General features: G+C 64.3%; 12 protein-coding genes. 8 read left to right on the top strand and 4 right to left on the bottom strand.

The genetic code is table 11. The features are described 5' to 3' along the window. From MKK70_RS00895 to MKK70_RS00880, 4 genes are all read left to right on the top strand, one after another. Nucleotides 1-379: STAS/SEC14 domain-containing protein (locus MKK70_RS00895; RefSeq protein ID WP_243945453.1), on the top strand; the 379-nt coding region annotated here is incomplete at its 5' end. Nucleotides 380-703: 324 nt separating this feature from the next. Then, nucleotides 704-904: a type II toxin-antitoxin system ParD family antitoxin gene (locus tag MKK70_RS00890; RefSeq protein WP_243933574.1), complete on the top strand. Its 201-nt coding sequence runs from the start codon at nucleotides 704-706 to the stop codon at nucleotides 902-904. Then, the gene (locus MKK70_RS00885) at nucleotides 891-3,479 is read left to right on the top strand and encodes an ATP-binding protein (protein WP_243945452.1); all 2,589 of its coding nucleotides are present in this window, start codon (nucleotides 891-893) and stop codon (nucleotides 3,477-3,479) included. The genes MKK70_RS00890 and MKK70_RS00885 overlap by 14 nt, the downstream gene beginning before the upstream one ends. Before the next feature lie 275 nt (nucleotides 3,480-3,754). Then, on the top strand, nucleotides 3,755-3,925 hold the full coding sequence (locus tag MKK70_RS00880) for a DUF3606 domain-containing protein (protein ID WP_147860428.1): 171 nt from the start codon (nucleotides 3,755-3,757) through the stop codon (nucleotides 3,923-3,925). Between the two features lie 48 nt (nucleotides 3,926-3,973). Here the strand turns inward: MKK70_RS00880 and MKK70_RS00875 are convergent, their stop codons facing one another. From MKK70_RS00875 to MKK70_RS00860, 4 genes are all read right to left on the bottom strand, one after another. Further along, nucleotides 3,974-4,378 (bottom strand): response regulator, encoded by a 405-nt coding sequence (locus MKK70_RS00875; RefSeq protein WP_243933558.1) that lies wholly within the window; start codon nucleotides 4,376-4,378, stop codon nucleotides 3,974-3,976. 521 nt (nucleotides 4,379-4,899) lie between these two features. Further along, nucleotides 4,900-5,760: a hypothetical protein gene (locus MKK70_RS00870; protein WP_243945450.1), complete on the bottom strand. Its 861-nt coding sequence runs from the start codon at nucleotides 5,758-5,760 to the stop codon at nucleotides 4,900-4,902. Nucleotides 5,761-6,539: 779 nt separating this feature from the next. Then, nucleotides 6,540-6,740 (bottom strand): hypothetical protein, encoded by a 201-nt coding sequence (locus tag MKK70_RS00865; protein ID WP_243945448.1) that lies wholly within the window; start codon nucleotides 6,738-6,740, stop codon nucleotides 6,540-6,542. A gap of 10 nt (nucleotides 6,741-6,750) precedes the next feature. Next, nucleotides 6,751-7,074: a hypothetical protein gene (locus MKK70_RS00860; RefSeq protein ID WP_243945446.1), complete on the bottom strand. Its 324-nt coding sequence runs from the start codon at nucleotides 7,072-7,074 to the stop codon at nucleotides 6,751-6,753. Nucleotides 7,075-7,424: 350 nt separating this feature from the next. Between MKK70_RS00860 and MKK70_RS00850 the strand changes: the two genes are divergently transcribed. From MKK70_RS00850 to MKK70_RS00835, 4 genes are all read left to right on the top strand, one after another. After that, nucleotides 7,425-7,637, top strand: a complete 213-nt coding sequence (locus MKK70_RS00850) for a hypothetical protein (RefSeq protein ID WP_243932217.1) — start codon at nucleotides 7,425-7,427, stop codon at nucleotides 7,635-7,637. Between the two features lie 320 nt (nucleotides 7,638-7,957). Next, entirely contained in the window at nucleotides 7,958-8,263 is a 306-nt protein-coding gene (locus tag MKK70_RS00845) for a hypothetical protein (protein ID WP_243945442.1), read from the top strand. A gap of 97 nt (nucleotides 8,264-8,360) precedes the next feature. After that, nucleotides 8,361-8,552 (top strand): hypothetical protein, encoded by a 192-nt coding sequence (locus MKK70_RS00840; protein WP_243945441.1) that lies wholly within the window; start codon nucleotides 8,361-8,363, stop codon nucleotides 8,550-8,552. Nucleotides 8,553-8,694: 142 nt separating this feature from the next. Beyond that, the gene (locus MKK70_RS00835; protein WP_243945440.1) at nucleotides 8,695-8,982 is read left to right on the top strand and encodes a hypothetical protein; all 288 of its coding nucleotides are present in this window, start codon (nucleotides 8,695-8,697) and stop codon (nucleotides 8,980-8,982) included. Nucleotides 8,983-9,481 lie beyond the last annotated feature (499 nt).

The following is a 9,481-nucleotide window of genomic DNA, read 5'->3' as shown; positions in this document are numbered from 1 at the left end:
AGTCATCCAGCGTGAGGCACCGCGTCCCGACCTTCTCGCCTTCGAGATCAAGGACAAGATCACCAAGCCCGACATCGAGTGGATGTCCTCCGTGACCGATGCAGCCATGCAGGCGCACGGGAAGATCGACATGCTCATCATTATGTCGAACTACGAAGGCTCGGATCTAGGAGCGACCTTCGACGGCTATGCGGCGAGCGTGAAGGCGCGCTCGGTGGCGCATATCCAGCGCTACGTCGTCGTCGGTGCACCGACCATGGCGAAAGCTATGATCAACCTGTCCGGGATGATCATGCCGGTCGAGACAAAAACCTTCGACTTTAAGGAGGAGCCAGCTGCCTGGGCTTGGCTCGCGCAGGCTCAAACCACCGCATCCTGATACGCAAGGTCATCGGATGATCAGCCTGAGGGAGGGCGCACCTTTCCCTAGATCATCTGACAACGGACAATTGGCTGCACCAGCCGTGTAACGGCCGATGGTGCAAGCCGGGTGCATCTCGGTGATGTAGGTCGCGCAACGGGCGAAAACCTGTGACCGATTAAGGCTGCTTTCGAAGCCGCTTGTGACCCTACTCGGACGTTGGCGTAGGCACTGTCCAACGTCCGATCCTGCCGGGAAGCAGACGGCATAGGGACCGCAACCGGGGCACGCATGTGTCACGTGTAAGACAGTGTGTGGACGTGTTACCGATCCGATATGGCTGTGCGCGAAACCATCACTATCTCCGTGCCCCCGGAACTGCGGGTGTTCCTGCAAGGGTGCGTTGCCACCGGCCGCTACAGCAGCATCAGCGAGGTCGTGCGGGCCGCCCTACGGGAGTTTGAAAGGGCCGAGATGGGGAAGGCCCCGATCACCCAGCAAGCGATGGTGCAGCAGTCTCCTCCCCCTCATGACCGCGCCTGATCCGATGTCGGGTAGCTGCGACTTCCTTGCCGGGGCGGGCGAGATGGCGACGCTGATGCGCGCCTACGACTGGACCACGACGCCGCTCGGCAAGCCCGAGGGTTGGCCCTCCGGCCTGCGCACGGCGGTGCGCCTGCTACTCAACAGCCATCACCCCATGCACATCTTCTGGGGGCTGGAGGCGACGTTCTTCTACAACGACCCCTTTGTCCCCTCGGCGGGACCGGAGCGCCATCCCTCCGCGCTCGGCCGTCCGGCATCCGAAAGCTGGGGTGAAATCTGGCCGGTGATTGGCTTCGAGGTCGCCAAGGTCCGCAACGGCGGCGGGCATACCTGGTACGAGGACCAGCACGTCCCGATCTTGCGCGAGGGCCGGGTCGAGGATGCCTACTGGACCTATGGGCTCAGCCCAATCGATGACGATACCGCGCCCAACGGCATCGGCGGGGTCATCTCCATCTTGACCGAGACCACGAAGCGCAAGGCGCTGGAGCACAGCCTTCGCGCCAGCAACCGGCGCCAGCGAAGCCTGTTACAGCAGATACCGGGCTTCGTCGCCGTGCTCGAAGGGCCGGACCTCGTCTATGCGTACGTCAATGACGCTTACGTGGCGACGGCCGGTGCGCGCGGCTACCTCGGCCGGACTGTGCGCGACGTATTCCCCGAACTCGAAGGGCAGGGTTTCTTCGAACTGCTGGACGAGGTGTACGCCACCGGTGTCCCGTTCTCGGCTCAGGACACGCCGATCCGGTTCGTGGATGAGGACGAGGACCGGTACATCGACTTCCTGTTCCAGCCGATCCGCGAACAGAATGGTCCGGTCAACGGCATTCTTGTGGGTGGTCATGAGGTCACGGCGCGCGTGCGTGCCGAGGCCGCGTTACGCGCCGAGAGGGATCAGGCACGGTATCGGGAGGTGAGGGCGCACGCCGATGCCGAGCGCGTGCAACTTGCCCTTGGCGCGGGGGCTATCCTCGGGACGTGGCATTGGGATCTACCGACCGACCGGTTCACCGTTGACGAGGGCTTCGCCAGCAGCTTCGGCCTCGACCCAGCCCTCGGCACGACCGGCATACCGCTCGCTCAGATCGTCGCGACCGTGCACCCCGACGACCAAGCGGGACTGGCCAAGGCGATCAACGACGCGATCCAGCGGGGCGGCGCCTACGCGCACCAGTACCGCGTGCGCCGGACGGACGGACGCTACTACTGGATCGAAGCCAACGGGCGCGTTGACCGCGCTGAGGACGGAACCCCATCGAGCTTCCCCGGCGTACTCATCGACGTGGAGGAGCGCCGCGCCATCCTGGAGGAGCGCGACCGGGCAGCGGCAGCGTTGCGCACTCTCAACGAGACCCTGGAACAGCGAGTCGCCGAGCGGACAACTGAACTGATGCGCGCCGAGGAGGCGCTTCGGCAATCCCAGAAGATGGAGGCGGTGGGCCAACTCACCGGGGGGCTGGCGCACGACTTCAACAACCTGCTCGCGGGCATCTCCGGGTCACTGGAACTGATGCAGAACCGGATGCAGCAGGGCCGCCTCAAGGACGTGGACAAGTACATGGTGGCCGCACAGGGGGCCTCGAAGCGCGCCGCGGCGCTGACCCACCGCCTCCTCGCCTTCTCCCGCCGCCAGACCCTCGACCCCAAACCCACCGACGTAAACCGGCTCGTCTTGGGCATGCAGGAGTTGATCCAGCGTACGGCTGGCCCAGGCAGCCCGGTCGAGGTGGTCGGCGCCTCAGGCCTATGGCCCGCCCTGGTGGACCCGTCGCAGCTTGAGAACGCCCTGCTTAACCTGTGCATCAACGCCAGGGACGCGATGCCAGATGGCGGGCGCATCACGGTCGAGACCGCGAACAGGTGGCTGGATGAGCGCGCCGCCAAGAAACAGGACCTCCCGGAAGGGCAGTACCTTTCACTGTGCGTAACCGACACCGGCACCGGCATGCCGCCGGAAGTAATCGCGCGGGTGTTCGAGCCGTTCTTCACGACGAAGCCCACCGGAGAAGGCACGGGGCTCGGCCTGTCGATGATTTACGGCTTCGCCAAGCAGTCTGGTGGGCAGGTCCGGATCTACTCCGAGGTCGGTCAGGGTTCGACTATCTGCATCTACCTGCCCCGCCACCACGGCGAGGCAGCCGATGAATTCGACACGATCAAACTCGATGCGTTGCCCCGCTCGGAGCAGGAGGCAACGGTGCTGATCGTGGACGATGAGCCGACCGTGCGCATGCTCGTCACCGATATCCTCGAAGACCTCGGCTACCTTGCCATCGAGGCTGGTGACAGCGCGGCGGGGCTGAAGATCCTGCAATCGGACGTGCCCATCGACCTCCTGGTGACGGATGTAGGCCTGCCCGGCGGCATGAACGGCCGGCAGATGGCAGACGCCGGACGGGTGCAGCGCCCGGACCTCAAGGTGCTGTTCATCACCGGTTACGCGGAGAATGCGGTGCTCGGCCACGGCCATCTCGCACCTGGCATGTCGGTGCTGACCAAACCGTTCGCGATGGACGCCATGGCTGCCCGCATCCGGTCGCTGATCGAAGCAGTCAAGGAAGCGAAGCGGTAGGGCTCATCACGTGAGGAGCGCCCGGGTGGCACGATCGTCCGCCGTTTGAAACTCCATAACGGACACTCCTTTCGGCGTCCTGCAACTTCCGCTGTCTACCCATAGGCGATCCGATCGGTATCCGAAAAACGCTCAAGTTATGAAAGGGTGGTGCAGGGCTGAGGCAAAAAATCGGATTCCACAGGGGATGACGAAACATCCGCGCCCGGTTCGCGTTCATACCCCAATCGTGCAGCATCGCCAGAAACAAGCCTATAAGCGGAGTAGGGTTTTAAATGTCCTCCACACCCGCGCCTAGTGTCTCCAAAACGCATTTAGACATCCACGATCAGTTTGCGCGTCAGGCGCTTGCCCAATCCCTTGGAGTCACCGAGGAAAACATCAAGCGCGCAGTCCGAATGGTCGGTACTCGGATTTCAACAATCCGCGGATATTTCGGTCATTAGGCTGCTTCTGAGAGAAAAGAAGAACGGGGCCGATGACGGTCCCTTTTTTTATGACTTAAGAGGTTCCGGCTTTCGGCCGTCTGGCAGGATTTCCCGCAGGTGGTCATGGACCATTTCCGCAGAGAATGGCTTGTTCAGAAAGCGCACCCCATCAGGTAACTCACCGGGCTGCGGGCTGACCTGGCCGGAGGCAACGACAATCGTAATGTCCGGCCAGCGCCGTGACACCTCGCATGCCAGGGCGAACCCGTCACGCGATCCGGGCATCTGCACGTCGGTAAAGAGAAGGACGATCGAAGCGTAATGCTCTTCAAGGATCGTGATGGCCCGATCGCCGTCTGCGGCTTCTAGGGTTCGAAACCCGGCCTCTTCAAGGATGTCGAGCACGTCCATGCGGATCAGCCCATCGTCATCGACAGCGAGGGCATAAGGGGCAGACGCGGTGCGATCCATAAGCACCAAATCCCTCCCGCGCGAACAAGGTCCCATCCCATCCCAAAATGGGCGTGAACAGCTGTTGTCTGGTCGAGAGGGGAAGCGCGGTCGGGATCAGCGCCCCCAGACCATCTCAAGGAGCGCCACACCCGCCGCCGCCACGACGTTGCCCCTGCCGCCCCATGGTAGCGGCGGGAATGGGATCACTGCCGCTTCCGGAAGTACGACCTCCGACGCCTCGGCCTCCCGGTCCACATCGTTGCCCCGCATCCACACGACCTGACTGCCCTGGTGGCTCTCAGGGGCGCCGAGGGCGGGTTCCGCATCCCCGCCGTCCCCGGCGCCTACGTCTCCGTCCATGCGGTCGAGGATGGCAGCAGGTTGTCGGCTGTGTTGACGACGCTCTGTACCACCGCCTCTATCAGGTTGCGGGCTCCAGCTGGCGTGAGAGGAGGCGGTGCTACGAGCACAGCCTGGTGGAGCAAAGGATCGGCTGTCTGTTGCTCCGCCAGCTGTGAGACGACGGGATCCGCACGGGATCAAGCTTCCTCCTTTGCCTCCCTGCCATCGAGTGCCACGAGGTTCTGCAGCAGTTTCCTGTAAGAGGGATCGATCGAGCTGCCTCCACGATCGCTGCTCCAGACCTGCTGCATGGCGAGCCCGGCCCGACCCTTGACTGCCAGGCCGGGGATCGTGGCAGCATCCATCGCGGCGATATCGAAGGCGATCCGCATGACATCGCGGCCGGAATGGAACCGGGCATCCTCGACAATCGGGATACCAGCCGCCTCGCGCGCTGCGAGATGGGCGGCATGGTAGGCCTCGCACGAGGCTCGAAGGCGCCGATGATGCTTGCAGATGCGGGTGCGCCCGTCGTGATACCGATTCGTGTTCTGCACCGCCTCCCATGGCCACAGGATCATCACGCGATGGTCGAACTGCCTGTGGCACGGCTCGCCGTCCGCGTTGGGTGGTGCCTCCCCATGGAAGTGCCACCCTGCCGGGCCGGTGACGCGAGGACGAACGATCTCGGGCTGGATTTCCGGCTTGATCGTCTCGAACTGAGCGACACGCCTGGCCTTGCGCTCGCACAGCGTCAGGAAGCCGGCCAGGGCCTTGTCCAGGTCGGCGCCGAGCCGGATCAGGTCGGCGTCGGTGCTCGGTGCCGCCGCAAGGACTGCGGGAGCCGCGAGCACGATCGAACCGGTTGAGAGCGCGGTGAGGCCGCGCAGGAAGCTGCGACGGGATGAGGGACCGTTCATCGGCCGCCCTCCCCAATCCGCGCCGATCGTGCTGAGGACCACGGCCGCCCGCGTCGAGGGTGGGGCAGCTGTAACCATGGCATCGGCCCTGGCATCCATCGGCCAGTGGCTGAGCACCTTGTCGGCCAGCGGGGTCATCGGGGCCGTGAGGGGGGCTGTAGTACCCGCTGTAGTACTGCTCTTCCGGACTCAGCATGCCGAGCAGTTCGTCATGGGCGTGGCCGTGCTCGCGGGCCAGGAAGGCGACGTAGCGCCTCATCAGGGGCAGGGTCAGCGGCTCGGCCACCGCGCTCGGGGCACTGATCAGCGTGACGCCGCCACCGATCAGGGGCAGCGAGAGCAGGCCACGCAGGAAGCCGCGGCGGGGCGGGACGGGCTCGTCGTTGCGCATGGCCACGATGGCGCGGGTAACGGGGCCGGTCAGCGGGTTCGAGGCGTGCAAGGTCGTTGCCATAGCTGGGGCTCCAGAGGGCTCGGGGTGGGTGCGGAAGTTGGAAGGGGTGGGTCCCGGTTGGGCGCCGATCTGGTCGGCCGGGGCGGGAGCACGGCACCCGGCCGAGCGAACACCTTGCGCAGGCGTCGCCGTGCGGCACGACGGGCGCCGGTGGTGCCGGCCCGCTCGCCGCGGGCGGTGTGATAGGCGGCAAGCGCCGCGGCGGTCTTGGGCGTAGTCGGCGTCAGGGCGTAGAGGTTGAGGCGGCCAGCCGGCGCACGCGGGCCAGTGAAGCGCGGTGGCACGCTAACCGGCGGGCATCGGCAGGCCGGCGGCGGTCAGGTCAGCTGCGACATGACCCGAAGCGGAATAGGCAGAATCGGCTTTCTCGGCCCAGCGGATCGCCGGCAGCACATGGCCGGCACCCGCGAGGACACGAGGACGAGGAAAGCGCCGAGGACGCCACGGCGGGAGGGGTTGGCCATCAGCGCGTCTCGCTCAGTTCGGCGGCGACGAGGCGCCAGCGGCGGGCGTTGCTGAGCGCCCAGACATGGGCCGCGCGCTGGTCGGTCTCGCCGGCCGCGATCCGGTGCCGGTAGGAGGCCGCGAGGCGCAGGCAGATCGCGTGATCCTGCCGGGCGTGCAGCAGGCGGACTGTGGGGGAGCGGATCAGGTCGGAGGCCATCGGTCCGGCCTCAGTGCGCGCGGTAGGCGCGCGAAGCCTTGGCGGCGGCCCAGGCGCCCTTGAGCGCGTAGGACATGCACACGCCCCAGGCGTCGCCGGTCACTTCCATGCGGGCCTGCGCGGAGCGGGTCGCAGCGCGCATGATCGCCGAGCGGTCGAAGGTGCCGTCGCGGTTGACCAGGGGGGCGACGGTGGCGGCGAAGCGCTTGGCGCTCTCGGTCGAGGCGACGACGGCGGCCTTCGTGGTGATGAAGGTGCGGCGGGCGTCTGCGGTCAGGCGGGGGTCGGCGCTGCGGCTGATGTGCGAGGCAGGGATGAGGTTGGCGTAGCGCATCGGAAGGAGCCTTGCCCTAATTCGATGCCTGGAGTATCTTATGAGTCCTGAGGTAGTGTCAATCCCTCAGGTATCATATTCTCCCCTGGGTATCATTTTTTGGGACGGTCGATGCTCAGTAGCGAAATGGTGCGTGCTGGAAGAGCTTTGCTGCGTTGGGAGCAAAAGGATCTCGCCGAGGCGTCGGGTGTATCGCTTCCTACGATCAAACGTCTGGAAACTGCGCCCGGCGCTCTATCAGCTCACGGCCCTACGATCGCAGCCATCCAGCGCGCGTTCGAGAGTAAGGGCCTTGAGTTCATCCCCGAGAACGGCGGAGGCGCTGGTATTCGGTTCCGGGAGCGGAAGGCATGACCGCCGCGCCGGACCGCCTATCCGAAGTCTCCCGCCTCGCCGGCCTCCTCGCCGATCAGGTGCTGGACGCGCAGATCATGAGTCGGCCAGTCCCGGAGCAACATATTCGAGCGCTACTCAGCGCCGCCTTCCTACTGGACGAGCACGGACTTCCGCTTCCTTCGCTGCTGCAGCAGATCGTTCATGGGGCGGAACGCGGAGCCGACTGATGCCCAGGGGCCTTCAAGCATGCTGGTCTGATGAAGATCTGCAGGTGTACCCACGCCGAAGCGAACACGATCCCGTGGCATAAGAAGCAGGTGATTTCTCTTGGGACTGACCGGTGGTGGATCGTTGACGCCGCAATAAATGGTTGAGGGCCTCTTGCCCCCAAGTCGGGCTCAGGACCGGATCGTTGGTGAGATGGGCGAAGCACCCGTCGCCCCGTGATCAGATCGGGGGACAGGCCTGCCTCGCCTGATCGCCGGATGGGTCGGATGCCGACAAATTGAATTGCCGTCCTCACCGGCGCTTCATAGAAGCCCGCGCCATGGAAAAAGCGCATCGTATTTCTTCCGCACAACTCACGATCTTGGAGCGCATAGCTTCAATTTTGGGAGAGTCGGTCGGCGAGTTTTTTGGAGTAAACACCTCAGAGAAGCTTGCAGAAACGATAGCTCTCGTGAAAGCATTTACGGCTTTGATTGATCCAGAGGCGCGAGCTAGATGTCTTGATTTCGCCGCTCGTGAATTGGAGCAGCAAGACCAATTTGTGCATGGGTCGTCGCCGACCTCTCAGCAGAGCGCAGCTACCCGAACCGCGACCTCTTGCAATGTCAAACACGTATCTGGATGATCGCCATCCTCACCATGCGCTAACCGGCCGCATGATGACATAGCCATAATAGGGCATCAGGTTTTGGGAGGGGAATGCGCCGTGAGAGGGCGATAGAATGAAGGGTAAGTTGCGGCCGAGTCAGTATTACCGGCTGATGCTGCTGGCGCGCAGACCACGTCGCTATTCTAAGGGGGATCAGGAAATTCCCGGGCTGATGAAGATGGGTTTCGTCGAGCCGCAGGAGCCACTTCCGCTGATGGATCGCGAGAGTGGGCGATCACTGATGCGGGCCGAGCGGCATTACTGATCCGCGACACCAATCATTAACCACCTGCCACCACCGTGCTCGCGTCCAGCCAACAGGTGCCGTCGTGAACCGAGCGTACCCGATCAGCGTCGATGATCCTGCTGCAGACTGCCCGGTCGCCATAGAGGTGCTGGGGCGGCTCATGAGCGCTGAAGCCGAGACGCTGCCCAGCCTGTTGGGAGGTATTCCCGAGGCCACCCGCGCCCGGCTGGCGGTCTACCTCTACGGCCGTAGCCACACCCACGAACTCGGCATCCGCATCGCCGCAACCTGCGAAAGGCGCGCTCTACAAGGAGCGCCCGGTCTCGTCGGGGATGCGCTGCATGACCTGTCACGCAAACCCTACGCTCCGACATCGGTCGGCACGCGTTCGATGTCGTCGAAGGGGATCAGCCTGGGCGGGTCGCACCAGGTAGGCGCGCGGGCTTAGGGCTCCCCCCATCCAACACGGTCACAAACCCGAAACACGATCGTCCAACCGAAGCCATAGGGCTCCGGTATCGAGGCGTGTCCCTCCCACCGAAGCAGACTGATCGCATGACGCTCAGCGACCTCGACAAGCCCGCCGATCTGACGATCTGGCCGCGGGGTATGTCTCCCCGTAGGCAGGAGGGACATGAGTTTCGAACACTGCGCGAAGCCCTGACGGTTGCGATCGACGCGCTCCGAGATCCGAGAGCGCTACCATGGATCGTGACGGAGGAAGGCCACGTCCTCTCGCCCGACTGGATCGCTGCCAATGGGTCCGCAGCGCGCACTCACTAAAACGCTGTCTAAGCGGGGATGGCTATCCGAGGTGCCCGGCTGCGCATTCCACGCGCTTACGGGTCCACGATCGAACGGATCGAAACGAGCTTGAGCTTGGTTCTTCCATTCTCCGGTCGACCGACGGGAGAAGGCTGTCGCTTCTGGCGGCATGCGAGGAGAAC

Source organism: Methylobacterium sp. E-041 (genome assembly GCF_022829665.1).
GTDB lineage: Bacteria > Pseudomonadota > Alphaproteobacteria > Rhizobiales > Beijerinckiaceae > Methylobacterium.
Note: the sequence above shows the minus strand (reverse complement) of the source record. Positions and strands in the feature narration are given on the sequence as shown.

Bases quoted from the DNA above. Each gene is read 5' to 3' on its own strand.
- MKK70_RS00840 (WP_243945441.1), top strand. From the start codon at position 8,361: ATGAAGGGTAAGTTGCGGCCGAGTCAGTATTACCGGCTGATGCTGCTG.
- MKK70_RS00875 (WP_243933558.1), bottom strand. From the start codon at position 4,378: ATGGATCGCACCGCGTCTGCCCCTTATGCCCTCGCTGTCGATGACGAT.
- MKK70_RS00845 (WP_243945442.1), top strand. From the start codon at position 7,958: ATGGAAAAAGCGCATCGTATTTCTTCCGCACAACTCACGATCTTGGAG.
- MKK70_RS00865 (WP_243945448.1), bottom strand. From the start codon at position 6,740: ATGGCCTCCGACCTGATCCGCTCCCCCACAGTCCGCCTGCTGCACGCC.
- MKK70_RS00850 (WP_243932217.1), top strand. From the start codon at position 7,425: ATGACCGCCGCGCCGGACCGCCTATCCGAAGTCTCCCGCCTCGCCGGC.
- MKK70_RS00835 (WP_243945440.1), top strand. From the start codon at position 8,695: ATGAGCGCTGAAGCCGAGACGCTGCCCAGCCTGTTGGGAGGTATTCCC.
- MKK70_RS00860 (WP_243945446.1), bottom strand. From the start codon at position 7,074: ATGCGCTACGCCAACCTCATCCCTGCCTCGCACATCAGCCGCAGCGCC.
- MKK70_RS00870 (WP_243945450.1), bottom strand. From the start codon at position 5,760: ATGACCCCGCTGGCCGACAAGGTGCTCAGCCACTGGCCGATGGATGCC.
- MKK70_RS00885 (WP_243945452.1), top strand. From the start codon at position 891: ATGACCGCGCCTGATCCGATGTCGGGTAGCTGCGACTTCCTTGCCGGG.
- MKK70_RS00880 (WP_147860428.1), top strand. From the start codon at position 3,755: ATGTCCTCCACACCCGCGCCTAGTGTCTCCAAAACGCATTTAGACATC.